This window comes from Acinetobacter sp. A1-4-2, assembly GCF_040233925.1.
In the GTDB taxonomy this organism is placed as follows: domain Bacteria; phylum Pseudomonadota; class Gammaproteobacteria; order Pseudomonadales; family Moraxellaceae; genus Acinetobacter.
Window position 1 is genome coordinate 195,614 of the sequence record NZ_CP157981.1, and the last position, 26,169, is coordinate 221,782.

Genomic DNA, 26,169 nt, shown 5'->3' on the forward strand with positions numbered 1-26,169 from the left:
ATGCAAAGTACTGCACAAAAAGCCGCATTGCCCGCGATTACTCTGGCAGCATTAGGGGTTGTGTTTGGAGATATTGGAACTAGTCCACTCTATGCGCTGAAAGAATCATTCCATACAGTACATGGCTTGGGGATTAACCCTGAAAATGTATTGGGTATTTTGTCGATTATTTTTTGGACCATGACACTGGTCATTACCATTAAATATGTCGCTATTGTTATGCGTGCAGATAACAATGGTGAAGGCGGAATTATGGCGCTGTTGGCCCTAAATTTGCGTAATACAAATTTTAGTGATCAAAAAAAGTTACTGTTAATTGCGATTGGCTTTATTGGTGCTTCCCTGTTTTTTGGGGATGGCATCATTACCCCCGCAATTTCAGTGTTATCTGCAGTTGAAGGGCTTTCTATCGCTACAAATGTTTTAGACCCTTATATTATACCAATCGCCATTACGATTGTGACCATATTGTTCATCATGCAAAAGTATGGAACAGCCTTTGTGGGGAAGTTTTTTGGTCCAATAACTTTATTATGGTTTTTAGCACTGGGATTCTTGGGAATCTCTAGCATTATTCAGACTCCTGTAGTTTTGGGGATGTTTAGTCCACATTGGGCTTTCCAGTTTATTGTCACTCATCCCTTAATGACCTTCTTTATTATGGGCGCGGTCGTACTGACCGTGACAGGCGGGGAAGCCTTGTATGCCGATATGGGCCATTTTGGTCCTGTTCCTATTCGTTTGGCCTGGTTTTTTGTGGTGTTACCTTGTTTGTTAATTAACTATGCAGGTCAGGGGGCATTATTACTTCGCGATCCAAGTGCGATTCAAAATCCATTCTATTTATTGGTGCCTGAATGGGCTCTATACCCCATGATTTTCTTGGCAACGATGGCCGCGGTCATTGCCTCTCAAGCTGTTATTTCAGGGGTGTTCTCTTTAGCACGTCAAGCCATTCAATTGGGTTATTTACCACGACTGACCATTAAGCACACATCAGACTCAGAACAGGGACAAATCTATGTGCCTTTACTGAACTGGGTTTTGCTGGCCTCTATTATTGTACTGATCTTGATTTTCCAAACCAGTTCACGCTTATCTCATGCTTATGGTCTGGCTGTGACCATGACCATGTTATGTGACACCTTACTGATTGCTGTGTTTATTCGTTACACATGGAAATGGAACCTACCGAAACTGATGCTGCTGATTACTCCATTCTTGGTATTGGACTTGGTATTGGTAAGCGCAACCTCACTCAAAGTATTCTCTGGGGGATGGGTTCCACTGTTGATAGGTGGAATTGCTTTCCTTCTATTAATGACATGGAAAGAAGGGCGTGAACTGACCTTCACGAAGCTCCAGCAAGATACCTTACCTTTAGATATATTCGTGCAAAGTATCGATGAGCAAGCCAATTGGGTAGAAGGGGAAGCTATATTTCTCACGGGTACTCCCACCGTGGTGCCGCACGCCATGTTGCATAATATGAAGCACAATAAGGTCTTGCATCAGAAAAATATTATTTTGACGGTTAAAATTCAAGATGTCCCTTACGTCGCTGATCAGGATCGCTTCCAAGTAGAAATGATGAATCGGCATTTTTATCGGGTTGAACTGTTTTACGGTTTTAAAGATGAGATGAATATTCCGCAGGCACTCGAAGCAGTCTACCAATCGATTGAACTCGAATATAATTTGATGCAAATCAGCTTCTTTGTTTCGCGTGAACGAATTATTAGTACAGTGGGTGACGGTATGGCTTCTTGGCGTGAAAAGCTGTTTATTTCGATGCAGCGCAATACCAGTCCGGTGAGTGACTTTTATCGGATTCCTCCCAATCGTGTGGTTGAATTAGGTAGTCAAATCGAAATCTAAGTTTCAGATTGTGCAGACAATAAAAAACCAAGGTGGAAAATCCTTGGTTTTTTATTTGGAGGATGAAAGCCTGAAAAAGAGCGTGATTAGTTCTCTGTTACCTCTGTCATTGGTACTTCAGGAGAGACCTTTACCGGAGCATCGCTTACAGCAGCTTCTGGTGCTGCTTGTACTGCATCATCTGGTTGTGTCGCTTCAGGGGTGGCTGCAAAGGCTTCCTGGGTTGCAGTGGTCTCAACATGATTTGCTGGTGTGGCAGCCGCAGATTCATTGCTTAGTTCTGCTTGAGGCATATTTGCTGCATTGACTTGTGCATCAGCAGCAGATTGATTGACCGGCGCAGTTGCAATCTGTTGATCTGAACCTTGTTCCGCCTGTTGCGCAGCTAATTCGCTATTCGGTTGTATCTGATTTACATGGTCAGATACAGCCTGAGCTGTTTGCTCAATAGCGGATTCATTTGCTTGTGCGCTAGATGAATCAACTTGTGCTGCTGTATTTATCTCTGACATCTCTGAGCTTTGTGCCACAGTTGCATCTGAAGCTGAGCTGGCTTGTGCTGCGGTTTCAGAACCCGCTGCATTCGACTTGGTAGCAACTTGACCTGCATCTACAATGCGGATTTGACCGCTAGCCACTAATTCTTCAATCGAACCTGCCTGACCATTTACTGCAGTGCTTACTTTGACTTTAGATAGACTTTCTAAGGTATCGCCCGGTTGAATGGCTGGTTCTGCGAATGCCGTTGCACTCATCATTCCTGTAACCAGACTTAAACCTAAAAGCTTAAAATGCATAAAATACTCCGTAGCAATCATTATTCAGATTTTTTGCGTATTTTTACCTTGTCATAAGCAGCATCGGTTTTTCAATCAAACATACGTAAAGCTCTTAAGACTGGTTAGAAAAGCTTTAGAAAATGAGACAGACTGTTACAACAACTGTGCTTTTGTTGAACAGTTTTAGGCTAATTGTTAAGCAAATAAAATTTGTTACATATACTTCATTTTCACTGCTTGTTAAGCTCGTGAAAAATGAGGGTTGGTCTCAAAATGGCAGTCAAGAAAGGTAAAACGGGTCAATCTGTAATGCAAATTTTAAAGCGGAATAGTTTAAAAATTATCTTGGGCGTAGTTGCAACCAGTAGTTTTGCAATTGCCTTTGGACAAGAAAGAATTCAACAGCTGATTTCATTGCCATCAGCCTCCAACTCGGCCTGTCTGGATCAGTTTTACCGCGATATTCCGCCGTATCTGGCCAAAAAAAGCCTGACTAAAAATGCCTTTCCGCTGTGCTTTAATGGCTTTAACGTGATGTATTCGGGGGTGTCGAAAACACCTTTATGGGTGGCAGAAGCCCTGACGCCACAACGCTTGAGCCATAAAATTCCACGTGAAGACAACTTCCGTGAAGAAACACGTCTAAAGACAGAATATCGAGCGACCTTGGCAGACTATAAAGCTTCGGGCTATGACCGCGGACACATGGCACCCAATGCCGATATGCCGAATAAAGATGCGCAGTTTGATAGCTTCTCATTGGCCAATATGGTGCCGCAAGCTCCGAAGAATAATCAGCAGGTTTGGCGAGAGCTGGAAGAAGCGACTCGCGCGATCGTGACTAAGCAGAAACAGGATGTCTATATTGTAACGGGACCGGTGTATTCAGCTAAAAAATTGAAGACAATTGGTAATGGGGTGATTGTTCCAACAGCGACCTATAAAGCCATCTATATCCCAAAAACAGGGGCAGCAGGGGTGTACTATGCCGACAATACCCTGAAAAATACTGCACCCAAAGTGCAGGTGATCAGTATCTGTGCTCTGGAAGATCTGACAGGAATTAATATTTTTCCCCAGTTAACCGAAGACCAGAAGCGCAATACTTACAATTTGCCACTAAAGGCAAGTGCAGTGAAAGCAACTCAGAAAATTGCCTATTCACATTGGGATGCGGAAAGCCAATGTGCCGAAGAAGTCAGTGCAGATCAGCTTAACGCTTTGCAGAAAAAGTTTAAATCTTCCTCCGCAAGTTCAGCAAATTTAACCCCTGCACAAGAGAATAACGGCAGTGCAGCAACGAACGGTTCAAATACTCAAGATGCGATTATTAAACAGTTGATTGAAGGGCTTTTGCAGTACATTTTACAGTTGTTGAAATAAGTCTTTTTTAGGTAGGATGAAAGTCGTCATCCTACCTTTTTAATAACAACAAAGATCAGTGAGAATACAATGTTCAAGCCTTTTGAAAATGGTACCGAATCGCATGCCATTCACGACCTCACCTTAGAAAATCAAGAAGACTGTATCAGTATTTATGGCAATTTACAGCTGACCAAAGATCAGGCCGGGCTTCAGGCAGCGAAAGCCTTGCAGGCTTTTGTCAATGCTGTGGTCAGTGCTTTGGAAAATGAAGCTCATCTTCCGGAAAAAATTGACCGTCAGAATGAACAGGAAATTGAAAATCCATTTTTATAAGCAGCGCTTATGTTTCACATGGAACATAAAAAAAGCTCACGTCGGTGAGCCTTTTTATTCTTCAGGATATTTGATATTAATCGGGAAATTGCTGGTTGATTAATCATAACATGCTGAATAGATATGACATTAACCTGATGATTTGAACGCAAATTTATGCATATTGTTGTTGTCGCCATTGCTGCGGTGTCATGCCTGTCCACTTTTTAAAAGCACGCTGGAAGGCACTTTGTTCGGAATAACTCAGCAATAAGGCAATTTCTTGCAGGCTCAGATGCTGATTTTTTAAATATTGCTCTGCCAATAAATGCCGTACTTCTTGCATGCGTTGTTGATAGGTGGTGCCTTGTTGTTGTAAATGACGTTGCAATTGGCGTACCGACATATTTAACTGTTTAGCAATGGATTCGATTTGATACAGGTTCTTTTGCAACCCGGTGAGAATGGCCTGTTGCAGTCGATGATCGAGCTGGGTGGAATTGGGAAGCTTATCCAGCAAGGCGTGAGCCTGTTGCAGCAGTAAATGCTGTAAGGTTTGGTCACCCTGATGAAAAGGTTTGGCAAGTTCCTGAAGCGGGACAATAATTTGCGAGACTGGTTGGGAAAACCGGACTTTGCAACGGAAATATTGCTCATATAACGTGATATTTTTAGGGGCTGGGTGGACAAAATGAACTTCATACACGTGAATATCATCAAACTCCATGAAATGTTTCAGAAATTGCACCATCAAGGCGATGGCCGTTTCATGAGTGAGTTGGGTAGTCAAATGCAAGGGAATATCGCCCCAGCCAATTGCCAGATAATTGTCCTGTATATTGACCTGCAAGCTGCTGCCATCATAGACTAGACGATGAAAATCATGATAACGGTATAAAGCTTCGCCCAAGGTGTTACACGACAGGGCTATATAGGCAATAATCCCGAGATGTTTAGGCTGTACGTATTCGGCAATATCCAGACCGAGCGCCGCAATCTGGATCTGCTGTTCGATATCCGTCAGCAAATCACGCCAAAGACAGAAATCAAATCGTTCCAGGTTTTGAACTTGTTCAAGTTTTTCAGAAATCGCTAAGCCTTTGGCCTGACTATAGGCATAAAGTAAATGCCCAAGTCCACCATATACAGAGCCTGTGTAATTTTTAAATTGTTGCATATTGCTCTTTTTATTGTCGTTATTTGTCAATAAACTCATATTTTATGGTCAATATTTAACACATTCTACTGTCTATATTCAATATAGGATAGGGAGAAATGCTGATGTTGAAAGGTTTTATTGTTGGGTTAGTGGTCGCCAACGGCTTTGAATGGATCGCACACAAATATATTTTGCATGGCACACATCGCAGTGGAAAGCCGCGTTATAGTCCGGTGCCAGACAGCATGAAATCACATTGGGAGCATCATCGTGAAGTCAGAAAAACGGCATTTTATGACCATGGTTATGTCGAAGGTCTTGCCAATTGGCGCACTAAAAATGAAATTATTTCACTGGCTGTGGTTGCGGGCGTTTTTGGCACACTATTTTATCCGGTCTCCAAAGGCATGGCACTGTCTACGGTATATAGTGCCTGTAATTATTATTATATTCACCGCCGTGCCCATTTAGAGCCAGAGTGGGCCATGAAAAAAATTCCCTGGCATTATGATCATCATATGAATTCCAATCAGGATGCCAACTGGTGCGTGACCAAACCCTGGTTTGATTACATTTTGGGAACTCGGGTGATTTCAGCACCAGAATTGCAGGAGAAAAATCTTCTAGGAATTCTGCTGCCCGACATAGTTTCAAATCTGTTGAACGGTATAACCGAGCGTTATTTTCCAGCGAAATGGGTGGAAAAACAGGGTAATTAGTTATTTTTTTAGAATGAAGTGTAAGTTTTATCGATCAGGAAGATATTGCGCGATAAAATAGCTAGAAGTCACGACTGCCGAGATCTTGTCGTAATTTGTCAATATTTTCGGTATTAATAGTCAATGTTTTTATTATTATTTGTTATATATTTGTTTTCGCAATCAGGCTGGCCCAGTTAAGTTGACGAGTCACTGTATATGTCATTTTACTGTTTTTCTTTTCAAGAAACCGCGCTGTAGTTTTCTTGGTTTATAGGGAGTCTTCAAGACTCCCTTTTTTTATCTGCACTTTTTATGCGGGTCTGATTTCAGAGCTGGTCTATAAATAAAAAAGAGTGGAAAGGACCACTCTTTTTTAGATTAACTCGTGTCACTTCTTAGAGACGCATTTCAATCCCTTGTGCAGCCAGATACTGTTTGGCTTCCTGAATGGTGTATTGACCAAAGTGGAAAATAGAAGCTGCAAGTACTGCATCTGCACCACCCTTGAGAATACCATCAGCCAAATGCTGCAAGTTACCCACGCCACCAGAAGCAATAGTTGGAATGGTGACACGGTCATTGATGTTACGCATTAAGGCCAGGTCATAACCGGCTTTGGTACCATCGGCATCCATAGAGGTAATTAACAGTTCACCTGCGCCATAATCAGCCATTTTGACTGCCCATTCAATCGCATCAATGCCGGTCGGTTTACGGCCACCATGGGTGAAAATTTCCCATTTATTGTCGCCGGTTTTCTTGGCATCAATCGCAACTACAATACATTGGGCACCAAAGCGTTGCGACGCTTCCTGAACAAATTCCGGGTTAAATACCGCAGCCGAGTTAATGCTAACTTTATCGGCACCGGCATTCAGCAACAGGCGGATATCTTCCACCTTGCGTACACCACCACCTACAGTTAAGGGAACAAACACGCTTTCTGCCATGCGTTCAACGGTACGGTAAGTGGTATCGCGACCACTTGAGGTGGCAGTAATGTCCAGGAAGGTAATTTCATCGGCACCTTGTTCATTATAACGGCGTGCTACTTCGACCGGATCGCCTGCATCACGAATATCAAGGAACTGTACGCCTTTCACCACTCGACCATTATCTACGTCAAGGCAAGGAATAATACGTTTAGCAAGCATAATTTTTTCCAAAAATAACAGCCGATTATGAAACTTCGCCACGAAGGTGCTACACCTTGGTAGTTGTAGCAGGTATTCTATCAAAATTATGTAAGTTTTTTTGCAGGTTTTCTATGTCGGTTTATACCACTTTGACTTTACAGGAAGTTCAGGCGTTTGCAGCACCTTATGGATTAGAGGTGCTGGAGCTGATTCCGATTCAAGGCGGGATTCAGAATACCAACTATTTTTTAGTCTGTGAAAATGCAAAGCAGTATGTGCTGACCGTATTTGAAGAGATGGATGAGCAGGGTGCAGCAGAACTGGTTCCGGTACTGGAGCATTTAGGTCAGCAAGGTTTAGCCGTGCCTGTACCGTTAAATTATGCAGGGCAGGCTATTCATCCTTTAAAAAGTAAGCCTGCGCAGATTGCACCACGCATGATGGGCAAGCATCCCATGCCAGCAACTTTGGAACAGGCACAGGCCATTGCTGTGGCTCAGGCGAAAATCCATGTGGCTCTACAGGATTTTCCGCTGGAACGAGCTGCATATCGTAACCACAATTACTGGCTGCAAGTGGCGAAAGAATTAAAACCGACTCTAAATCCTGCCGATTCTATTCTGCTCAGTGAAGTGCTGGGGCTTTATGACGCACTCACTGCCGTCTATCCAAACCGTCCCAAAGGCTTTATTCATTCCGATTTGTTCCGTGACAATACCTTGTTTGAAGGCAATGAATTGAAAGGAATCCTGGATTTTTACGAGTTAAACAAAGATGAATTCCTGTTTGATATTGCCATTACTTTAAATGACTTCTGTACCGAATATCCTGAAATTCATTTAAATGAAGCGAAAGCCCAAGCCTTTTTAGAAGCCTATGAAACGGTGCGCCCCCTAACTCAGGATGAAAAATCCTGTCTGGAAATTTATCTGGCCATGGCGGCAGCACGGTTTTGGCTGATGCGTTTACAAGTCGCACAAAAAAATGCACAGCAAGGACGTACAGGAGATGATATTCTTCAGAAAAATCCTTTGGAAATGCGTAATATGCTGGTAGAACGACTAAAATTTGTGACGGCTTGATATAGGATATAAAAATGCGTGATCAGGGGCGATTGGTCGAATGGTTTGATGAAAAAGGCTATGGTTTTATTCAGCCCAATGATGCCTCGAAAGATCGCGTGTTTTTACATATCAAGGATTTTGCCCGTCAAGGGCCCCGTCCGATTGTGGGTTGTGCGCTTGAATATACGGTCTTGCTGGATGGAGATGGACGTTATCGTGCCCAGCAGGTGACTTATCTTAAAGCGTCACAAACCAAAAAAAATGTGAGCAAGCCAAAGCTTTCCAAGCAACCGGCACAAAAATTAAAACCGATGCAAATTGCCTGTATCGGTTATATTTTGGCTCTGGCCGTGTTTACCATAGCGGGTTTATTAAGTGGCATGGTGCTGCTATTTATTAGCATCATTAATGCCATCACTTACTGGATGTACGCTCAAGATAAAGAAGCTGCCTTGCAAGGTAATCGCCGCGTACCCGAGCAAACCCTGCATCTGCTATCTTTTCTGGGCGGCTGGCCTACGGCATGGCTGGCTCAGGAAAAGCTGCGCCATAAAACACAAAAACAACCCTTTAGAAAGATTTATTTTTGTACTATAGCCTTGAACATACTTTTGATTTTATGGCTGATTTCTCCTTTTAATGTGTTGAAATTTTAAAAGGGGGGAACGATTACTTAAAAGGTATAATAATGAATTATTCTATCGATCAAGATCCCAACCGTACCCTGACTTTAGTTCTTTATATTCTGTATATCATTGCCATTTTCACCGGTGGTTTGCTTGCCGTAATTGCACTTGTGATTAACTACATTAAACGCAATGATGTACGGGGTTCCATTTTTGAAAGCCATTTTAGCTGGCAAATCCGGACCGTCTGGTGGTATCTGTTTTGGAACCTGATTGCCTTTATTCCTTTTATTTTCCTGTTTTTTACCGGTGAAAACATGGATGTATTTACTGGGGTTGCCTTAGGCGCAAGTGCATTTTATTTGCTGGTGATTGGCATTTCCTGGATCTGGATTGTCTATCGTGCTATTCGCGGTATTATCTGTCTGAATGACAATCAGCCTATGTATCAATAACAACAGATCTAAAAAATGAAGGTGGCAATAGCCACTTTTTTATGCGCTATAATGAATCATCTGTTTAAACAGATGCATTAATTTAATTCTTTTGTAAAAAATCAGTTTACCTTTTTAATTTTTATAGCATACTTTTTTAGTTAATTTACTTTACTTTTTTAATATTTAAAATTTACTTTTTTATTTTAATAGATTTACTTTTTTAATATTTATAGTTTACATTTTTAATAAAATAACTTTACATTAATGTACAGTTATTTATATAAATTTAATTTCTTTTTTTATTTTAATTTAGACTGGTTTTAGGCTTAAGAATAAAATCGACCGCGACGGCGGCGTAGTCCTAAAGCATGAATTGCGCGCACCAAAACTGCATACGAAACTGCGTAGCCAAAACGTTGCTCAAATAATATTACAAGGTCGCTAATATTCTTAAATTTTTTATTTTTTACAAATACTTGAAATTCATCCCAGTCTTTAATGTGACTCGGTGCACCGCGGTTTTTTGCCGGTTTTGGCAGTAAGTCTCCGGTTTCTTCTTCCAGCTTGATCCATGCATCCAGCGTCACACGAGAAATGTTGAATTCTTTGCATACTGCAACTTTGTAATCAGTTTTTTTATACATTTGAATGGCTGCTTTTCGAGTTTCTAAACTGTACTTTGGCATTTACTCGTACCAGGATTAAATATTTATTTTTTATTATATGGCATAGTCGTTGCAAATGAACAAATAACTCAAATAAATAATGTTCAGGTGACAGCTATGGAGAAAACACAAGTCTCTTTCAAAAAAATGTCGTTATGGCAAGTCGTCATCCTTGGTGTGGCCTATATGACCCCAATGGTGGTGTTTGATACTTTTGGTATTGTGTCTGGAATCACCGATGGCCGGGTACCCTTGGCTTATATTTTTGCTTTGGTGGCGATGTTGCTGACTGCATTTAGCTATGCACGCTTTAGCCGGCAAACTGAAAAACCCGGTTCTGCCTATACCTACACCGCAGAATCTTGTGGAGCCAAAGCTGGCTTCTTTGTGGGCTGGTGTTCCTTGCTCGACTACATCTTGCTGCCTTTAGTGAATGCCCTGTTGGCCGGGATTTATCTGGAAGCGGTTATTCCCAGCGTACCTTACTGGATGTGGGTCACGCTGTTTGCAGGCCTGGTCACACTCATTAACTGTTTCCGGATTAATTTTCTTGCCAATCTCAGTCTGGTCTTTGTGATCGCACCTTTATTGCTGATGGTGCTATTCATCTATCTGGTGATTCGCGGTGTAGGTGAGGGACAAGGTTATGAGCATGTGTTGACTCTTGCACCGTTATTTAATGGTGACAGCTCCATCCTGCCCTTGATTGCAGGGGCATCCATCCTGTGCTTTTCATTCCTGGGCTTTGATGCGGTGACCACCATGTCGCATGAAACTCAAGATCCGAAACGAACCATTCCACGTGCGGTGATGCTCACTACACTGGCAGGCGGCATCATTTTCCTGACGGCATCCTGGTTTATTCAACTCTATTTTCCAAGCAATGTCCGTTTTAACAATCCGGATGAAGCCTTGCCTGAAATCGTACTTTATGTCGGTGGAGCACTGTTCCAGTCGGTATTTCTGTGTGCACAAATTATGAATACCTTCGCTTCAGGTCTGGCAACCCATGCCAGTGCATCCCGTCTGATTCATATTATGGGTAAAGATGGTATTTTTCATAGAGAAACTTTTGGGCAAGTTCACAGCAAATTAGGTACACCGCTTTATGCAGTACTGTTGGTTGGTTTGATTTCCCTGACAGCCATTGCCCTTGACCTGGCAACTGTGGTGAGCATGATTAGCTTCGGGGCTTTGATTGCCTTTACCGCAGTCAATTTTTCAGTTTTCGTCAAATTTTATGTCCGTGACCAGCAACGCCACGGGATGAAAAATATCTTTTTAAACCTGATTTTACCGTTTATTTCGGTCGGCGTGATCATGTGTTTATGGTTCAACCTAGAGCGTTCAGCACTGTTGTTTGGTTGTGGCTGGCTGTCTGTCGGGATTGTGATCTTCCTGTACAAAAAACTGAAAAAGCAAAACATTGTGATTGGCAACGCCTACTAAAAAATTGCCGCAAATTTTGAAATGAATTGAAGATGGGAAGAGTGAACATGAATATACAAAAGCCAGTATTTTTAAATGACGTAGAGTTTAAAGCCAGCATAAACCAGCAAAGTGGCAAGGAATGGAACTGGATTAATCCAAAGCATGGTGCATTTGGGCATCCTGCGAATTACTATGAAAGTTCACTGGAACAATGGCACCAGTTTGATGCCTTGAGTGCCGATATTGAATGTGATGTGGTGGTGATTGGTGGTGGCTTGCTGGGTGCTTCGACGGCCTTACATCTGTCTGAGCAGGGCGTGGAGACGGTTCTGGTCGAGAAAAACCGGATTGGCAGTGCGGCTTCTGGAAGAAATGGCGGGCAATTGACCCCAGGCTTGGCACGTTGGGAAGCGGCAGAAATGATTGAACATTTCAGTCATGAAGATGCTAAAAAACTCTGGCACTTTACCTCAACCGAAGCGATGTCCTTAATTGATTCGATTGCAGACCAATACAATCTAGACTTGCAGCGTAAACGTGGACATATCACCGCTGCCGTACATGAAGGGCATCTGGTCGGTTTAACTCAAGGTGCCGATGCACGCAAGTTTTTGGGTGAGGCCCATACTCAAGTGGTGGGCAAGCATGAGCTGAAAGAACACATTGCCTCTGACAATTATTGTGGTGGTTTGCTGGATGCTTTGGGTGGACATATTCATCCCTTGGCTTTAAACCGCGGTCTCATTTATGGTTTCTGTAAAAATGGCGGCAAAGTCTATGAGCAAACCGAAGTCACTGTAGTAGAAGAACGGGAAGATGGTATTTATGTGACCACCACCAGTGGCGTGATCAAAGCCCGTAAAAGTGTGGTGATGGGGGTACATCATGCCTCCTTTAAGTTGCTGCAAAAGAATAATCAGACCACGATTCCGTTCTATACCTATGTCTGTACCACAGCTCCATTAGAAGTTGATTTAAAAGAATTATTACCAACAGATGCACCTGTCTATGATACGCAATTCCAGATCGACTATTATCGTGGCGTATCGCAAAACCGCTTGCTGTTTGGTGGGGAGGGGACAGGTTCATGCTGGAATCCTGAAAAAACCCATCAGTATTTATTGGGCCGGATTCAACATGTGTTTCCGCAATTAAAAAGTGTCGAGCTGGATTTTGTCTGGAGTGGAACCACTGACCTGACCATGAATGGCGCGGCAGATAGCCGTAAGTTTGGCAACAAATTTCCGATCTATGCCGTACAGGGCTGGAGCGGTCATGGCGTGGCGCAAACGGTACGTATCGGTAAGGCGATTGCTGATGATTTCTGTGGCAAAGCGGATGACTTTAATATGCTGACCCGTATTCATCATCAGGACATTCTGTTTGGTCGTGCACTGGCATCTGTGGTCATTCCGGTAGCAAAAAGCGCCTATGGACTGGGTGCGTTGATTAATCCGGGGAAGATGGTGTCGTTTTAAATATCTTTCCTTCCACAAAAACCGATAATGATTCTTCCTCTCCCTGTGGGAGAGGATTGAGGAGAGAGCAACATGTTTAGTGAAAAATTCGAATTTCTCATGGTCTTGAAATTAATCTCTCCTAACCGCTCCTGGAAGATGAGGAATTTTCTTTAGAGAAATATTCAGCAGAAAGAGATCTTTTAAGGATTCACTTCTTTATTTTTCTTCAAAAACTTCGGTTTCCATTCACTGACAATGACCCCTAAAACCACCAACACCCCACCAAGGATGGGCAGTAAGGGCAAACGCTCCCCCGCAATACGACCAATTAAAGCTGCCCAAACTGGCTCACCTGAATAGATAATGGCAGCCTGCGCAGGGTCGACTGCACGTTGTGCCCAGTTCATCACCAGTTGAATGGCGGCACTGGCAAAACCTAAGCCAGTTAAAATGATCACCAGCGGCCAGGAAAAAACTGGATTCCAGCTTTCACCAGCCAAAGGCATCATGCAAAAAGCAAAAATCGAGGCAAAGCCGAGTTGAATCACGGTGACACGGCGGACATTCACTTTACCGGCAAAAAATCCGATCAGAATAATTTCCATCGCAATAGCGATTGAACCCAAGAGGGTAATGATCTGACCAAAGCTCAGCTGGATTGCACCAAACCCATTTCCGGTTAAAAAGACCAGACCTAAAAAGGCCAGCACTGTCCCACACCAGGTCATGAATTGTGGGGTTTTACGGAAAAATAGCCATAAAAGAATCGGCACCAGAGGTACATACAGCGCGGTTAAAAAAGCCGATTCACTGCTGCTGATGCTTTGCAGTCCAATGGTTTGCGTGCCATAACCCAGCGCAATCACCAGACCAATGACAGCCCCTGCGGCAATTTCTTTCAGTTGGATTGCAGTTAAATCCTTCCAGGAAAACAGGCTGACAAACAGCATGGCAGCGGCAAAACGGCAGCCGACGAAAAACATCGGACTGGCAAATTTTAAACCGTATTGCACGGTAATAAATGAGCCACCCCAAATCAGGGTAATTAAAATTAAGGCAAGTTGCGGTGCTTTGGCTTTCAGGCAAGAGGGAAAATAGGACATGCTTACACAGGAAGTAATTTTTAAAAATATCAGAAATAAAAAAGAGGTCCGAAGACCTCTTAGAGATGCATCACGGAATTAAAGTGATTGTTCATCTAACAATAATTGAGCTTCACGAAGGTTCAGTGTGCCTTCGTAAATGGCGCGACCGGTAATGGCACCTAAAATGCCCGGTTGACCTTTTAAGTTACGGACATCATCCAGATTGGTCACACCACCAGAGGCAATCACTGGTAAGCCTGAATAAGTCGCCAAGTTAACAGTTTGCTCGATGTTTACACCCTGCATCATACCGTCACGTGCAATGTCGGTATAGACAATGCTTGATACGCCAGCATCAGCAAAACGTTTTGCAAGGTCAGTCGCTTTTACGTCTGTGACATTTGCCCAGCCATCGGTTGCCACCATGCCATTCATGGCATCGATACCGACAATGATATGACCGGCAAATTTCTTGCATGCTTCTTCCACAAACTCAGGATTTTGAACTGCTTTAGTCCCAATAATCACAAAAGACACACCGGCATCCAGGTAATGTTCAATGGTTTCCAGTGAACGGATACCACCGCCAATTTGAATTGGAAGTTCCGGTTGTGCTTTGGCAATCGCTTCCACTACAGGTTTATGAATCGGCGTACCTGCGAAAGCGCCGTTTAAATCCACCAAATGCAAGCGACGTGCGCCTTCATTGACCCAATGCTGTGCAGTTGAAACCGGATCGTCAGAGAATACAGTATCGTCTTCCATACGGCCTTGCTTTAAACGGACACATTTGCCATCTTTCAGGTCAATTGCAGGGATGATCAGCATGCTTTCGCTCCTTGCCCAATCTTATTGAATTCATTGTGTTCCATCTTAGCAAAGTATTGCTAAATCTCTAAGCACCAGTTGCAGCTTTTATTTTGTTGGGGCGAATGCGTAACTTTAATGTGGTATTGGGAATATGTTTCGGGATTAAGCCTAAGCGTAATAATTCTTCAAACACTAAAACCGGGGCATAGGCATCGGCAGCCGCATAGTCAATCTGCTGTGGAGTCAGCATTTTACGTGCCCAGTTCGAGGTACTGGTTTTTTTACTTTTGGGAAAGTTCACCTGAAATAGAAGTGCCATGGCATTTTTCAGTCCCATTGGATTGGTAAAGCCAAAAGCAGAAAAGCATTTCGACAGTTCAATCACACTGTTCAGTTCAATGCCTTTTTTACGGAATAGATGGGCATCATTTTTTAAGCCAAAGCCGATTTTAATCTGGTCACGGCTGGCAAAAATCGGCTTTAAAAATTCCCAAATTTCATCATTCATTCGGAACAGATAGGCTTTGTCTAAGGTCGCCAATTGAATCAAATGTGGCCCCGTGGAAACTTCACCGACTCTAAATGTGGGCTTGGATTCAGAATCGAAACCAAGTACTGCACAGTGTGTTAATTCTGCTTCCAAAGCATGACATTGTTCCAAGCTGTTAATTACCTGAATCTGTTGCATCGGAAGGTTTTTAAATGAAGGAAAGGCCTGAATTTGTTCTTTGCTGGGCAGGGTTTGAAGTAGGGGCTCTTCCATAATCATCAATAGCTAACTGGTCTGAAATCAGCTTAATGGTTTTTCCGAGTTTAGGCAAAATTAAAGCCTGCAATATGCAGGCTTTAGTCATCTATAGAGGAAACTATTAGTGGTTTTGCTCTGCTTGCTGCTGTATTTCTATTTGTGCCGCTTGTGCACGTTGCACATAATCTTGATAGGCAGGGACTGCAATTGCAGTAAGAATACCAAGTGGAAAAATCAGTACATAGAACCAAGCTAAAACTTTCTCCCATGTTTTTGTGGTACGGGGTAAACCAAACTGGTTTTCATGTTCATCCCCTTTGGCAAAGGTTAAATACAGGGCTAAACCCAAATTGATCAATGGGATCAGCATCAGCAAGGATAGCCATCCGCTGTGATTGCGGTCATGCAGGCGACGAATCGCGAAAATAAAAGAGAAGTAAATCATCGAGATATAGACAATGCTTAACAGCAACATGGGCAAAATTTGCATACTTTGGCCGGGTTCTGGTGCAAAACCAGGAAGTAGGATTGCGCCAAGAATGCCCAGTGTCATCACAGCCAACAATAGCAATCCGTTCCAGCCGAGATAAGATAAGCGCCCAAAACGTCCGGCAGCATTCAAGGCGGAGTCATTTGAAATGGAGTTCATTATTATTTTCCTATATTTTTTAAATGAATAAGTTAAATATTTGGTCAAATCATAAGCATTTTTTAGCAAGAAACAAAGAAAAAATCCCAAATAAATAAAAAACCCAGTCGAAGCTGGGCTGTTGATGGATCAAGTAGAAATCAGATATCCCATTCCACAAAGTTTTTCAGTAACTGCAAACCGGCAGTATGACTCTTTTCCGGATGGAACTGGGTCGCGAACAGGTTTTCTTTATGCAGCGCCGTACAGAACTCTAAACCATAGTCACAGGTGGCTGCCACAATTCTCTTGTCTTCAGGTTCAACATAGAAACTATGCACGAAATAGAAACGCGCATCCTGTTCAATGTCTTTCCACATTGGATGGCTTGGGTCTGCCTGATGCACCTGGTTCCAGCCCATGTGTGGCACTTTTAAACCGGCCATATCCGGGAAACGCTTTACTGCACCGGCAAAAATACCCAGCGCATCTGAACCGCCATTTTCTTCCGAGTGTTGCATTAAGGCTTGCATGCCGACACAGATCGCCAGCACAGGCTTATTGAATACGGCATGGCGTACCACTTCATCAATACCTGCTTCATGCATGCCTTGCATACAGTCACGCATGGCACCTACACCCGGAAAGACGATTTTATCGGCTTGGGCAATCAGTTTGGGATCATTGGTAACATCTACAGTTGCGCCGACATGTTCCAGTGCTTTGGCTGCAGAGTGTAAATTTCCCATACCGTAGTCAAGAAGGGCAATACGGGTCATTACAAAGTACCTTTGGTTGAAGCAACAGTATTTTCTGCACGTGGGTCGACTTCACAGGCCATACGGAGTGCGCGGGCAAATGCTTTAAATACGCTTTCAATCTGGTGATGGCTGTTTTTGCCTTTCAGGTTGTCAATGTGCAGGGTCATTAAGGCGTGATTCACAAAACCTTGAAAAAATTCAGAGAATAGATCAACATCAAAGCTGCCAATACGTGCGCGAGTGAATGGAATATCCATCCACAAGCCCGGACGACCGGATAAATCAACCACAACACGGCTTAAAGATTCATCCAGTGGGGCATAGAAGTGACCATAACGACGTAGGCCTTTTTTATCACCCAAAGCTTGGGCAAATGCCTGACCGAGTGTGATACCACAGTCTTCTACGGTGTGATGGTCATCAATTTCCAGGTCACCATCACAATGAATATCAATGTCAAATAAGCCGTGTCGCTTGATTTGATCAATCATATGATCTAAAAATGGAACACCTGTATTGAGAGTGCCTTGACCTGTACCATCAAGATTCACACGAACTCGGATTTTGGTTTCGTTAGTGTTTCTTACCACTTCACTGATACGTTGCGTCATAGACACGTTCCTCAAAAACGATGATGTAAAATGTTTTTTCGCGATGACGAAATTATCGCATATTAGATTGCTCAGGAGGGTTAATCAATGCCTATTACCGTACATGCTTATACTTCACTAGAAAATGACGAAGTGCGCAGCCAGCTTGAGCGACTGTATGACACCAGCCCGGAATTTGGGGATGGGCAGGATGCCATTGAACAACTAGAGCAAAACTTGGCTCAGTATACCTTAGTTTACACAGCAGAATTTAATACTAAACTGATTGGGGCAATTTGGTGTACCGGGCAGGGGGAAAGCCGGACGCTGGAAAATATTGTGGTCCATCCAGCTAACCGTGGACGCGGGGTCGCAGAACGTCTGGTCAGTGAAGTGTGCCGAATGGAAGAAGAAAAAGGCGTGAAGAGGTTTGAACCGGGCTGTGGAGCTATTCATCGCTGTCTGGCACATCTGGAAAAAATTTAAGCCTGAATAAAAATAAAAAAGCAGCCATAGTGCTGTTTTTTTATGCCTGAAAATAATGCTGGCTTAGATGATCCATTGAGTTTTAAATAAAAAATAGGCAAATAAACATCAATTTGCCTTAAAAGTAAGCACTTGCTTGAAAAAGCTAAAAACCTGCTTGACTGAAAAACACTTAAACTGTTTAATACGCGACATCGGCGTGATAGCTCAGTAGGTAGAGCAACGGATTGAAAATCCGTGTGTCCCCAGTTCGATCCTGGGTCTCGCCACCATATTTAAAATCTATTTCAAGATTTCAATCCCTGATCCCATCAGGGATTTTTTTTTGGGTAAAAAATATTCGATTAAATAAAAATGTCATGAATTATATTGACTATTGATAACAGATACGGCTTAATACACCGCATCGGCGTGATAGCTCAGTAGGTAGAGCAACGGATTGAAAATCCGTGTGTCCCCAGTTCGATCCTGGGTCTCGCCACCATATTCAAAAAACCTCAAACACTGTTTGAGGTTTTTTTTCGCCTCTGGGTTGGTCATAGAGAATTATAATTGCATGCAAAGTGCATTAAAACACCAAGAAAAATTGCATACCCATAATAGATTTAAGAAAGTGAAAAAGACCGTTTATCCGAGTCAAGGTGAGCCAAAACGGATTTTCAGGTAGGCTATAACGTATACAGTTGCAGTGAAAAACATTTTTATTGCATGGTGTAAAACTGCATTGTCCTGAAATTACATTGCGAGGCAAGCTGATGAAATTTATAAAAATATATCCTTTGCTTCTGATATTGGGCTGTCCATGGAGCATGATGGTTCACGCGGATGACGCGGTGACCTTACCCACCCTGCACGTACTGGCCGAGCCAGAGTTACGTACAGAAACCGGAATTGTGCCGTATCAGAATGATGAAAAAAATCTCCGTGCTTTACAGCATCAAGTTATTCGTAATTCACGTGAAGCACAAAACTTTATGATCGACAGCCATGTGGTTGCCAATCTGGAAATTCAGCCCTTACAAGCACAACCCGACCTCAATTCTTTATCGCCCTTTCTACAACAGTATGTATTGAGTATTGCTCAGGGTTTACAGTCGAGTGATCCTACGCAAGGCTTGTATATTATGTTGCAACCCTTTGGTATAAACCGTAGCAACAGTATGCAGCATATTGATCGTAGCAATAGCAACAGTATGCAGCCCATCGATCGTGATATGCATATACAGCTCGACCTGAAAAATGTCAGCATTGGTACGATTGAGCATTCTATAAATAATTTTTCTGTACCTGAGCTAGCGACACCGAAAAAGTAATCATTTTTCTTGTTTGACATTGTCATTGCTCGCGGTTTTTTGCTTATGGCATCAAAGTAAAACAACTGGAGACTAAGCAATAAAAAGCTACACGCTCCCCATATGCATTTTTTATCGCTATTCCTCACGCCCTGTGAAGCTGACCGAAGCGGAGATCACTTTAATTTTTCTTTTGAAAAAATCCTTAGCTTTGCCAGCTAAGCCTATATTTGCCGCCGCGAGAAAGTGGCAAATGCCTGCGCGGTTGAAAATAGGGGCTGTTTTCAGCCTGTGAGCTAGTCATGTTCTTCAGAGATCATTACTCCGTTATATGCTCAGCCAGTCGGGAACCACCGGGTCAGTTTTAATCCTGCCCAGAGCTGGAAATTGGCTCCATACGATGTTAAATATTATCAATTGAATGATCAGCGGGTGCTCATTGCCCAGACCAGTTTTAGAATTGATCAGGTCATTGATTAAATTTATAAATATTATGAGCACCGTTAAATGAAAGATCTGTTTTCTGATGACAGCTTGCGTTATAAACAGGCCCGTCCAGCTTATTCTGCAGAAATTGTCCAGGAAATTTTAAAGCATGTACCTGAACGAACTTTTGCCTGGGATTGTGGTGCCGGTTCGGGGCAGTTTACCCAGCTTCTGGCACCGTATTTCGAGCATGTGGTGGCAACTGATATTAGCGCAGCACAATTACAGCAGGCCCCTTATTTTGAAAATGTCAGCTATCAGCTACAGGCGGCAGAGCAGACCACGATTCCAGAGCACTCCGTCGATTTAGTGACGGTGGCACAAGCCATTCACTGGTTTGACTTTGAGGCATTTTATAAAGAAGTGAAACGGGTGCTTAAAGCTCAAGGGGTGCTGGCCGTTATTGGCTATGGCTTGATTCAGGTTCAGGATGCGGCAATCAATGCCTTGGTTCAGCAGCTGTATGCTGAAACCTTAAAAGATGATTGGGATCGTGAACGCCGTTATATTGATGAGCTGTATCAAACTATTCCGTTTCCTTTTTATGAGCAGGCGGTTCCAGAGCTGCGCCTGGAATATCAATGGACTCCGCAGCAGCTGATCAGTTATTTAAACACCTGGTCGGCGCTCAAGCATTATCATGACCACAACACGGATGACCCACTGCAGCCGATTTCAGAGGCTTTGCAAGCGGGACCAGAATACTTAGATGTAACATTTCCTGTACTTCTGCGCGTCGGAATGCGAGAAAAATAACGATTATGACGGAATTTTTATGTCAGCAGGGCAGCCTAAGTAGGAGAAGATAAAAATCTGATTTATAGAAACATGGTCCAGCACAGCGCTTTTTTATAGGTGCAGGTCTGATGTTTTTTAGTAGGTGAAATGAACCGGTTTTTTAACGAAAGTTAGAATGTCCTGCAAGACCACTGGTCCGGGGCAAGTGGCTGAAAGGCGCATAAACTATACAATTATAGCTGTCCACGGTTGTTTATTTACTTCAATTCATTGTTGAGTAGAACTGCCATGAAGCTGCTAAAAAATTTATCCTGTGCAATTGTCATGCTTGCCGCAAGCTTTTCTATTTCCTCTGCTTTTGCCGATATAACGGATACTACCGGATTAATTCCCTTAACAGACTCCAAGTTAAGTGCTGAAACCACGCGAGTTATTGAATATCATGAAGATCCTCAAAGAGAGCGAGTTTTGCAGCATAGAATTATGCAGATCCAGATGGATACGCAAAACTTTGTGGTTGATCCCACTATGTTGATGACCATTGATCTGGTTCCTGAAGCACCTATGCCAGACATCAACAGCTTGCCATGGGTATTGCAGCAATATGTTCTTGCCATTGCCCGCGGTTTGCAGTCACCTGATCCACGAGAAGGTCTGTATATTATTCTTGCGCCTTTTGGGATAGACCGTAGAGCAGTCAATGTACAAATCGCTAGAGAGCAACTTTCCTTGGGTATTCTGGAAAATACCTCACAAAATGACATCATCAGACAGCTGCAACAACAGCGAACCAATACACCGAATAATGCTATTCGCTAGTTGGGCAGTATGTGGATCACCATCTTTTTCACGCTAACTAAAAAAGGATGCTCATGAATGGCATCCTTTTTTACGGTTAAAATGCGCGATGTAGATTAAGCCGCAGATTTTTTAAACCAAGAGAAGAAGCCTTTTTTCTCAGCTTTTACTTCAGTTTTAGCAGCATCTGCTTTTTCAGCAACGCTTTCTTTTACTTCAGCTGTTTTTGCTACAGTTGGATCTTTTGCTTCAGTAGCTTGAGCAACAGTGGCATCTTTCACTTCAGCTGTTTTTTCTGCTACAGCGTCTTTAGTCGCTACAGTGTTAGCAACAGCAGCTTCTTTTACTTGTGCAGTTTTAGCAACAGTTGCATCTTTCGCTGCTACCGCTTTTTCTACTACAGCATCTTTAGCTTTTACGGTTTTATGAGCAGCAGTTTTTGTTGCAGCAACAGCTTTTTCATTTGCAGCTACAGTTTTAGCTACTGCTGCATTTTTAGCTGCTACAGTTTTGTGTGCAGCAGTTTTGGTTTTAACTTCCGCTTTTTCTTTTGTTGTGGCAGCTGCTGCTTTAACAGTGCTTGCGGTCTGAATGGTGTCTGCTTTTACTTGTGCTTTTAATGCAGCAACCTTGGCAGCTGGCGTAGTTTCTACAGCGGTAGCAGCCATAGCAGAGGTTGTACCTGCAACTAAAGCAATGGCGATGGTAGTTTTAATCATATTCATGGGAATTACTCAATCGTGAGAATTAAGAGGTTTTTTGTACTGGTTATATTAACGCTAGGGAGATTCATTTTTTAAAATGGAACACGGTAGCTGGGCTTAATTGTGTGAATATTCAACCAAAATTACAGATGGATAACATGATGTTGCAGGTGAGTTACATTGCTTTTAAGTTTTTAGTTTGGTCCGGGTTAAATTAAAGAGAAATGGATATTTTTGATGAGCACATGATTTGTTTTTCTTGAGTTTTGCCCGGCAAAGCGAACATGCTGTTGAATATCTGCATTTCATCTTTTTTAAACATGACAGTTTTGCAATAAGACTGTCATTTGTTATTCAAATTCGGTTGCTAGATTAAAACTGTTGCAAAGGTCACACTATAAAATCTAGGCAGGTGAGTCATGAAAACCCTACACGTTTTTGATGATATTCAGCATGTATACAGTGAATTTGTTGAAAATAAAAAATATCCGAAACTGGAAAGCCTGAACAATTGGGGTAAAAACCGTTTTTTCTTCAATCAATACTTTAAAATGATTGAAGATTGGCATCATACCGAGCAGATTGTGATTCAGTTCAATCAGCAGTATTACAGTCTGGACACCGGTAGCGCCCCTGACTTTATGGACAAAGAAAAATATATGGAATGGTTGCGCGAACAACTGCTGCATTAAAAAATATTTATCTCGCTTTTAAAGTTTTCCAAAAACTGTCCGTATCGGGCAGTTTTTTTGCTTTCCTATAGGGGTTTTAGTTTGCCTGAATGGCATGGTCATTGGCTTATTTCAATCTGCTGTGGAACGGGCTATGCTAAAAACATAGATCATCAACTGATTGATTTCAGTCCGACCACCGATGCTTTGGAGAGCAGTCTTTTATGCAACAGCTTATTTGTTATAAAGAACTTCCTGTCTGGACACAGCAGAGTATCCCGCAAGGGTTTAAAAATCAGCACAATACCAAAGCTGGTACTTGGGCAAAACTAACCGTATTTAAGGGTGAGCTGCATTTTGCCATGCTGGAGGAATCGGGAGCCGTAAAGTCCGAGCATGTCTTTAGCCCAGAGCAGCAGCCTCCGTTTATTGAACCGCAGGCGTGGCATAAAATTGTTTCTGCCACTGATGACATTGAATGTCAGCTCCAGTTTTACTGTCTGCCACAGGATTACTTCACTAAAAAATATCAGCTTTCACCCACGCACTCTGAAATTCTGGCTGCTACGCCATATTTGCAAGGTGGCCGTGCCCTCGATGTTGGCTGCGGGCAGGGGCGTAATACGCTGTATTTAAGTCAGCATGGTTTTGAGGTGGATGCCTGGGATGTCAATGAAAACAGCCTGCAAACCTTAAGGCAGATTATTCAGGCTGAGCAGATTGACAATATTCAGGTGCAACAGCGTGATTTAAATGCAGATCAAAGCATTACAGGCCGTTATGACTTTATTTGCTGTACAGTGGTGATGATGTTTCTAGAAGCTCAAACGGTGAAACCTCTGATTGCGCAGATGCAGCAGGCGACTAATGTGAATGGTTTTAACCTGATTGTCTGTGCGATGGATACGGACGACCTTCCAGCACAGCCTGACTTTCCATTTGCCTTTAAGCAAGGGGAATTAAGTGCTTTGTACGAAGGCTGGAACATTGTCAAATACAATGAAAATGTCGGTGAGTTGCATCGGGTAGATGCACAGGGGAACCGTATTAAACAGCATTTTGCGACGTTGTTGGCGCAGCGTGTTTCACAATAATTTTTGAAAATTTATTGATTTCACAATAGAAATTCCCTCTCCTTTTTAAGGAGAGGGCTAGGGTGAGGATTTTATTAAAAACGCCCCCTCATTCTAACCTTCTCCCAAAGGGAGAAGGAACGTTCAGTATGTATTTCAATACCTACTAAAGTTTGCTTTTAGATAAGTAGAATTTTAAATATTGTAAGTTTAATATGGCTATTTTATTGAATTTTATAATATTTAGAGGGTGTTGTGGATATAACTGAAAGTTTGAAAGGCATAATTAAAGATAGTCCTACAGCTCCATTCTTATTTATTGGTTCTGGTTTTTCTAGAAGGTATTTAGGTTTAGAGGATTGGAAAGGGTTATTAAGTAAATTTGGGGCAAAATTACCGACAGGATTTATTCGTTATGTAAGTGAAAGTAATGGTGATTTGGCTTTAGCAGCTGAAAAAATGGCTGAACCCTATTCTGACTATTGGTGGTCATTACCAACTTCCGAGGAAATAGCAAATCGCCCTGAATGGCATACACATATATCTTCACCACTTAGACATGATATTTGTGAATATTTAAATGCTGTAATTTTGGATGAGAAGAAGCATCAAGAAGAATTAAATATACTTACTTCTAAAAAGACAATTATTGATGGGATTATTACAACAAATTGGGATTTGCTTTTAGAAAATATATTCATCGATGATAAATATAAAGTTTATATTGGTCAAAGCGATTTATTATTTTCAAACCCTCAAAAAATTGCCGAAATTTATAAAATTCATGGATGTTGTTCAGACCCTAAGTCACTAGTTTTAACTAAATCTGATTATGAAGATTTTCACAAGAAGAACCCTTACTTAGCAGCAAAACTTTTATCAATTTTTTTAGAGCATCCAATTTTATTTATAGGCTATTCTTTACATGATGAAAATATAAAATCCATCTTATGTTCAATTTCTGCAATGATGACTAATGATGAGCATAAGCAAAAACTTGCGAAAAATTTGATCTTTATAAATCGTTCACATGGCGATGAAGATTCAATTTCTAATACGCATTTTTCATTTGAAGAAGGAAAAAGTATCCCTATTACTCAAATTAAAACAAATGACTGAATAGCCACCAAAATTCTAGACACACATAACCATCTTTTGATGGGCCTTTTCATAATCTAATGGAGAACGCTGACCATTGGAACCATGTCTGCGTTTTGAATTGTAGAACATCTCAATATATTCAAAAATATCCGATCTGGCTTCAGTTCTTGATGCATAGATTTTCTTCTTAATTCGTTCCCGCTTTAATAGCTGAAAGAAGCTTTCTGCAACAGCATTGTCATGGCAATTCCCTCTACGACTCATACTACTTTCAAGATTATGATGCTTGAGAAATGTCTGCCATTCATGGCTGGTGTATTGGCTGCCTTGGTCAGAATGGATTAGGACTTTGTTCTTTGGGTTTCTTCGCCATAAAGCCATCAATAATGCATCTAAAACCAGGTCTGTCGTGATTCTGGATTTCATCGACCAGCCAACAACAAGACGTGAAAACAGGTCAATCACAACTGCGAGATATAGCCACCCTTCATGAGTACGGATATAGGTAATATCTGTCACCCATATTTGGTTGGGATAAGTTGGATTAAATTGGCGGTCTAAAGTGTTTGCGGCAACGATAGCTGGATTACCAGCGTGAGCTCTAGGTTTACGATAGCCACGCTGTGATTTGAGACCATTCGCCTTCATGAGCCGATGTACTCGATTAATCCCGCAACTTTCACCAACATCTTTTAAATCACAGTGAATCTTGCGATAGCCGTAGATACCACCAGATTCCAGCCAGAACTGTTTAATCAATCCTGAAAGCTGTTGCCGTTTCCTCGCAGTTTTACTGGTGGGTTGCTTTAACCATGCGTAATAACCACTGTGATGAACATCCAGAGCTGAACATAAACGACGGACAGGCCATATGTGCTGATTGTCCTGAATAAAGGCGTACCTCATTTGGACTGGCTTGCGAAGTACACCGCGGCCTTTTTTAATATGTCTCTTTCTTCAGTGACCCTTTGCAGCTCTTTTTTTAACTTTGCCAATTCTGCACTTGGATCAGTAGATTCTGTTGTCTTGGGTTGCTGTGGATCATAACGTTTAATCCAGGCATATAAACTATGTGTGGTGGTTCCTAAACGTGCAGCAACTTCGGTCACACTATGACCTTTCTCAGTGACTTGTTTTACTGCTTCAATTTTGAATTCTTCAGGATATCGTTTACTGCTCATAAGC

At 42.2% G+C, this 26,169-nt stretch carries 28 protein-coding genes and 2 tRNA genes; 18 read left to right on the forward strand and 12 right to left on the reverse strand.

The window, feature by feature from the left end:
* Positions 1–1,878 (forward strand): potassium transporter Kup, encoded by a 1,878-nt coding sequence (locus tag ABJ384_RS00900; RefSeq protein ID WP_349928337.1) that lies wholly within the window; start codon positions 1–3, stop codon positions 1,876–1,878.
* A gap of 86 nt (positions 1,879–1,964) precedes the next feature.
* Here ABJ384_RS00900 and ABJ384_RS00905 read toward each other — a convergent pair whose 3' ends face one another.
* Complete coding sequence (locus ABJ384_RS00905; RefSeq protein WP_349928339.1) at positions 1,965–2,675, reverse strand: hypothetical protein; 711 nt, start codon at positions 2,673–2,675, stop codon at positions 1,965–1,967.
* Between the two features lie 255 nt (positions 2,676–2,930).
* On the opposite strand from ABJ384_RS00905, the gene ABJ384_RS00910 reads away from it, so the two are divergent.
* Positions 2,931–4,040: a DNA/RNA non-specific endonuclease gene (locus tag ABJ384_RS00910; protein WP_349928341.1), complete on the forward strand. Its 1,110-nt coding sequence runs from the start codon at positions 2,931–2,933 to the stop codon at positions 4,038–4,040.
* 69 nt (positions 4,041–4,109) lie between these two features.
* Entirely contained in the window at positions 4,110–4,355 is a 246-nt protein-coding gene (locus ABJ384_RS00915) for a hypothetical protein (protein ID WP_349928343.1), read from the forward strand.
* 154 nt (positions 4,356–4,509) lie between these two features.
* Here ABJ384_RS00915 and ABJ384_RS00920 read toward each other — a convergent pair whose 3' ends face one another.
* A complete protein-coding gene (locus ABJ384_RS00920; protein WP_349929688.1) occupies positions 4,510–5,511 on the reverse strand; it encodes an AraC family transcriptional regulator in 1,002 nt (333 codons plus the stop codon).
* A 104-nt stretch (positions 5,512–5,615) separates the two neighbouring features.
* On the opposite strand from ABJ384_RS00920, the gene ABJ384_RS00925 reads away from it, so the two are divergent.
* Positions 5,616–6,212 (forward strand): hypothetical protein, encoded by a 597-nt coding sequence (locus ABJ384_RS00925; RefSeq protein ID WP_349928345.1) that lies wholly within the window; start codon positions 5,616–5,618, stop codon positions 6,210–6,212.
* Between the two features lie 377 nt (positions 6,213–6,589).
* Here the strand turns inward: ABJ384_RS00925 and hisF are convergent, their stop codons facing one another.
* Positions 6,590–7,351, reverse strand: a complete 762-nt coding sequence (gene hisF, locus ABJ384_RS00930) for an imidazole glycerol phosphate synthase subunit HisF (protein WP_320159621.1) — start codon at positions 7,349–7,351, stop codon at positions 6,590–6,592.
* A gap of 110 nt (positions 7,352–7,461) precedes the next feature.
* Between hisF and ABJ384_RS00935 the strand changes: the two genes are divergently transcribed.
* From ABJ384_RS00935 to ABJ384_RS00945, 3 genes are read left to right on the forward strand one after another with little or no spacing between them, the layout of a single operon-like run.
* Positions 7,462–8,412 carry a homoserine kinase gene (locus tag ABJ384_RS00935; RefSeq protein WP_349928346.1) on the forward strand — a complete coding sequence of 317 codons (951 nt, stop codon included), beginning with the start codon at positions 7,462–7,464 and terminating at the stop codon, positions 8,410–8,412.
* A gap of 14 nt (positions 8,413–8,426) precedes the next feature.
* Positions 8,427–9,050, forward strand: a complete 624-nt coding sequence (locus ABJ384_RS00940) for a DUF1294 domain-containing protein (protein WP_086197727.1) — start codon at positions 8,427–8,429, stop codon at positions 9,048–9,050.
* A 32-nt stretch (positions 9,051–9,082) separates the two neighbouring features.
* Positions 9,083–9,475, forward strand: coding sequence for a hypothetical protein (locus tag ABJ384_RS00945; protein WP_349928348.1), 393 nt, complete (start codon positions 9,083–9,085; stop codon positions 9,473–9,475).
* A 308-nt stretch (positions 9,476–9,783) separates the two neighbouring features.
* On the opposite strand, the gene ABJ384_RS00950 is transcribed toward ABJ384_RS00945, so the two are convergent.
* Positions 9,784–10,143 carry a helix-turn-helix domain-containing protein gene (locus ABJ384_RS00950; RefSeq protein ID WP_349928350.1) on the reverse strand — a complete coding sequence of 120 codons (360 nt, stop codon included), beginning with the start codon at positions 10,141–10,143 and terminating at the stop codon, positions 9,784–9,786.
* A gap of 96 nt (positions 10,144–10,239) precedes the next feature.
* On the opposite strand from ABJ384_RS00950, the gene ABJ384_RS00955 reads away from it, so the two are divergent.
* Both ABJ384_RS00955 and ABJ384_RS00960 read left to right on the forward strand, forming a co-directional pair.
* On the forward strand, positions 10,240–11,571 hold the full coding sequence (locus tag ABJ384_RS00955) for an APC family permease (RefSeq protein ID WP_349928352.1): 1,332 nt from the start codon (positions 10,240–10,242) through the stop codon (positions 11,569–11,571).
* 47 nt (positions 11,572–11,618) lie between these two features.
* Positions 11,619–13,031: an FAD-dependent oxidoreductase gene (locus ABJ384_RS00960; protein WP_349928353.1), complete on the forward strand. Its 1,413-nt coding sequence runs from the start codon at positions 11,619–11,621 to the stop codon at positions 13,029–13,031.
* 182 nt (positions 13,032–13,213) lie between these two features.
* Here ABJ384_RS00960 and ABJ384_RS00965 read toward each other — a convergent pair whose 3' ends face one another.
* The 6 genes from ABJ384_RS00965 to hisB all read right to left on the reverse strand — a co-directional run bounded on the left by ABJ384_RS00965 (position 13,214) and on the right by hisB (position 17,656).
* Complete coding sequence (locus ABJ384_RS00965; protein ID WP_349929689.1) at positions 13,214–14,134, reverse strand: DMT family transporter; 921 nt, start codon at positions 14,132–14,134, stop codon at positions 13,214–13,216.
* 60 nt (positions 14,135–14,194) lie between these two features.
* Complete coding sequence (gene hisA / locus ABJ384_RS00970; protein WP_349928355.1) at positions 14,195–14,926, reverse strand: 1-(5-phosphoribosyl)-5-[(5-phosphoribosylamino)methylideneamino]imidazole-4-carboxamide isomerase; 732 nt, start codon at positions 14,924–14,926, stop codon at positions 14,195–14,197.
* 67 nt (positions 14,927–14,993) lie between these two features.
* Complete coding sequence (locus ABJ384_RS00975) at positions 14,994–15,671, reverse strand: 3'-5' exonuclease (protein ID WP_349928357.1); 678 nt, start codon at positions 15,669–15,671, stop codon at positions 14,994–14,996.
* 106 nt (positions 15,672–15,777) lie between these two features.
* Positions 15,778–16,305, reverse strand: coding sequence for a DUF805 domain-containing protein (locus ABJ384_RS00980; RefSeq protein ID WP_349928359.1), 528 nt, complete (start codon positions 16,303–16,305; stop codon positions 15,778–15,780).
* A 140-nt stretch (positions 16,306–16,445) separates the two neighbouring features.
* Entirely contained in the window at positions 16,446–17,063 is a 618-nt protein-coding gene (gene hisH, locus ABJ384_RS00985) for an imidazole glycerol phosphate synthase subunit HisH (protein WP_349928361.1), read from the reverse strand.
* Complete coding sequence (gene hisB / locus ABJ384_RS00990; protein WP_086197720.1) at positions 17,063–17,656, reverse strand: imidazoleglycerol-phosphate dehydratase HisB; 594 nt, start codon at positions 17,654–17,656, stop codon at positions 17,063–17,065. The genes hisH and hisB overlap by 1 nt, the downstream gene beginning before the upstream one ends.
* A gap of 87 nt (positions 17,657–17,743) precedes the next feature.
* On the opposite strand from hisB, the gene ABJ384_RS00995 reads away from it, so the two are divergent.
* The 6 genes from ABJ384_RS00995 to ABJ384_RS01020 all read left to right on the forward strand — a co-directional run bounded on the left by ABJ384_RS00995 (position 17,744) and on the right by ABJ384_RS01020 (position 21,456).
* Positions 17,744–18,121: a GNAT family N-acetyltransferase gene (locus ABJ384_RS00995; protein ID WP_166170689.1), complete on the forward strand. Its 378-nt coding sequence runs from the start codon at positions 17,744–17,746 to the stop codon at positions 18,119–18,121.
* Positions 18,122–18,317: 196 nt separating this feature from the next.
* Positions 18,318–18,393: transfer RNA gene (locus ABJ384_RS01000), tRNA-Phe, on the forward strand.
* 136 nt (positions 18,394–18,529) lie between these two features.
* A tRNA-Phe gene (locus ABJ384_RS01005) sits at positions 18,530–18,605 on the forward strand.
* 325 nt (positions 18,606–18,930) lie between these two features.
* The gene (locus tag ABJ384_RS01010) at positions 18,931–19,434 is read left to right on the forward strand and encodes a hypothetical protein (RefSeq protein ID WP_349928363.1); all 504 of its coding nucleotides are present in this window, start codon (positions 18,931–18,933) and stop codon (positions 19,432–19,434) included.
* 486 nt (positions 19,435–19,920) lie between these two features.
* The gene (locus ABJ384_RS01015; protein ID WP_349928365.1) at positions 19,921–20,655 is read left to right on the forward strand and encodes a class I SAM-dependent methyltransferase; all 735 of its coding nucleotides are present in this window, start codon (positions 19,921–19,923) and stop codon (positions 20,653–20,655) included.
* A 270-nt stretch (positions 20,656–20,925) separates the two neighbouring features.
* Entirely contained in the window at positions 20,926–21,456 is a 531-nt protein-coding gene (locus ABJ384_RS01020; protein ID WP_349928367.1) for a hypothetical protein, read from the forward strand.
* Positions 21,457–21,551: 95 nt separating this feature from the next.
* Here ABJ384_RS01020 and ABJ384_RS01025 read toward each other — a convergent pair whose 3' ends face one another.
* Positions 21,552–22,160 (reverse strand): hypothetical protein, encoded by a 609-nt coding sequence (locus tag ABJ384_RS01025; RefSeq protein WP_349928369.1) that lies wholly within the window; start codon positions 22,158–22,160, stop codon positions 21,552–21,554.
* Between the two features lie 398 nt (positions 22,161–22,558).
* Between ABJ384_RS01025 and ABJ384_RS01030 the strand changes: the two genes are divergently transcribed.
* From ABJ384_RS01030 to ABJ384_RS01040, 3 genes are all read left to right on the forward strand, one after another.
* Positions 22,559–22,831, forward strand: a complete 273-nt coding sequence (locus ABJ384_RS01030) for a hypothetical protein (RefSeq protein WP_300043423.1) — start codon at positions 22,559–22,561, stop codon at positions 22,829–22,831.
* Positions 22,832–23,034: 203 nt separating this feature from the next.
* Positions 23,035–23,904 carry an SAM-dependent methyltransferase TehB gene (tehB, locus tag ABJ384_RS01035; RefSeq protein ID WP_349928371.1) on the forward strand — a complete coding sequence of 290 codons (870 nt, stop codon included), beginning with the start codon at positions 23,035–23,037 and terminating at the stop codon, positions 23,902–23,904.
* Between the two features lie 234 nt (positions 23,905–24,138).
* Entirely contained in the window at positions 24,139–25,002 is an 864-nt protein-coding gene (locus tag ABJ384_RS01040) for an SIR2 family protein (protein WP_349928373.1), read from the forward strand.
* Between the two features lie 15 nt (positions 25,003–25,017).
* On the opposite strand, the gene ABJ384_RS01045 is transcribed toward ABJ384_RS01040, so the two are convergent.
* Positions 25,018–26,165, reverse strand: a protein-coding gene (locus tag ABJ384_RS01045) for an IS3 family transposase (RefSeq protein WP_349927412.1) whose coding sequence is annotated in 2 segments (ribosomal slippage) — positions 25,018–25,919 and positions 25,919–26,165 — 1,149 coding nt in all. Because the reading frame shifts where the segments join, the coding sequence is not laid out codon by codon here.
* Positions 26,166–26,169: the final 4 nt, after the last annotated feature.

Coding starts and splice junctions, on each gene's coding strand:
- ABJ384_RS00975 (WP_349928357.1), bottom strand. CDS start 15,671: ATGGAAGAGCCCCTACTTCAAACCCTGCCCAGCAAAGAACAAATTCAG.
- ABJ384_RS00955 (WP_349928352.1), top strand. CDS start 10,240: ATGGAGAAAACACAAGTCTCTTTCAAAAAAATGTCGTTATGGCAAGTC.
- ABJ384_RS00980 (WP_349928359.1), bottom strand. CDS start 16,305: ATGAACTCCATTTCAAATGACTCCGCCTTGAATGCTGCCGGACGTTTT.
- ABJ384_RS01010 (WP_349928363.1), top strand. CDS start 18,931: ATGATGGTTCACGCGGATGACGCGGTGACCTTACCCACCCTGCACGTA.
- hisA (WP_349928355.1), bottom strand. CDS start 14,926: ATGCTGATCATCCCTGCAATTGACCTGAAAGATGGCAAATGTGTCCGT.
- ABJ384_RS01025 (WP_349928369.1), bottom strand. CDS start 22,160: ATGAATATGATTAAAACTACCATCGCCATTGCTTTAGTTGCAGGTACA.
- ABJ384_RS01015 (WP_349928365.1), top strand. CDS start 19,921: ATGAAAGATCTGTTTTCTGATGACAGCTTGCGTTATAAACAGGCCCGT.
- ABJ384_RS00925 (WP_349928345.1), top strand. CDS start 5,616: ATGTTGAAAGGTTTTATTGTTGGGTTAGTGGTCGCCAACGGCTTTGAA.
- ABJ384_RS00940 (WP_086197727.1), top strand. CDS start 8,427: ATGCGTGATCAGGGGCGATTGGTCGAATGGTTTGATGAAAAAGGCTAT.
- ABJ384_RS00995 (WP_166170689.1), top strand. CDS start 17,744: ATGCCTATTACCGTACATGCTTATACTTCACTAGAAAATGACGAAGTG.
- ABJ384_RS01030 (WP_300043423.1), top strand. CDS start 22,559: ATGAAAACCCTACACGTTTTTGATGATATTCAGCATGTATACAGTGAA.
- ABJ384_RS00915 (WP_349928343.1), top strand. CDS start 4,110: ATGTTCAAGCCTTTTGAAAATGGTACCGAATCGCATGCCATTCACGAC.
- ABJ384_RS00950 (WP_349928350.1), bottom strand. CDS start 10,143: ATGCCAAAGTACAGTTTAGAAACTCGAAAAGCAGCCATTCAAATGTAT.
- ABJ384_RS00900 (WP_349928337.1), top strand. CDS start 1: ATGCAAAGTACTGCACAAAAAGCCGCATTGCCCGCGATTACTCTGGCA.
- ABJ384_RS00960 (WP_349928353.1), top strand. CDS start 11,619: ATGAATATACAAAAGCCAGTATTTTTAAATGACGTAGAGTTTAAAGCC.
- ABJ384_RS01020 (WP_349928367.1), top strand. CDS start 20,926: ATGAAGCTGCTAAAAAATTTATCCTGTGCAATTGTCATGCTTGCCGCA.
- tehB (WP_349928371.1), top strand. CDS start 23,035: ATGCAACAGCTTATTTGTTATAAAGAACTTCCTGTCTGGACACAGCAG.
- ABJ384_RS00910 (WP_349928341.1), top strand. CDS start 2,931: ATGGCAGTCAAGAAAGGTAAAACGGGTCAATCTGTAATGCAAATTTTA.
- ABJ384_RS00935 (WP_349928346.1), top strand. CDS start 7,462: ATGTCGGTTTATACCACTTTGACTTTACAGGAAGTTCAGGCGTTTGCA.
- hisB (WP_086197720.1), bottom strand. CDS start 17,656: ATGACGCAACGTATCAGTGAAGTGGTAAGAAACACTAACGAAACCAAA.
- hisH (WP_349928361.1), bottom strand. CDS start 17,063: ATGACCCGTATTGCCCTTCTTGACTACGGTATGGGAAATTTACACTCT.
- ABJ384_RS00945 (WP_349928348.1), top strand. CDS start 9,083: ATGAATTATTCTATCGATCAAGATCCCAACCGTACCCTGACTTTAGTT.
- ABJ384_RS00905 (WP_349928339.1), bottom strand. CDS start 2,675: ATGCATTTTAAGCTTTTAGGTTTAAGTCTGGTTACAGGAATGATGAGT.
- ABJ384_RS00920 (WP_349929688.1), bottom strand. CDS start 5,511: ATGCAACAATTTAAAAATTACACAGGCTCTGTATATGGTGGACTTGGG.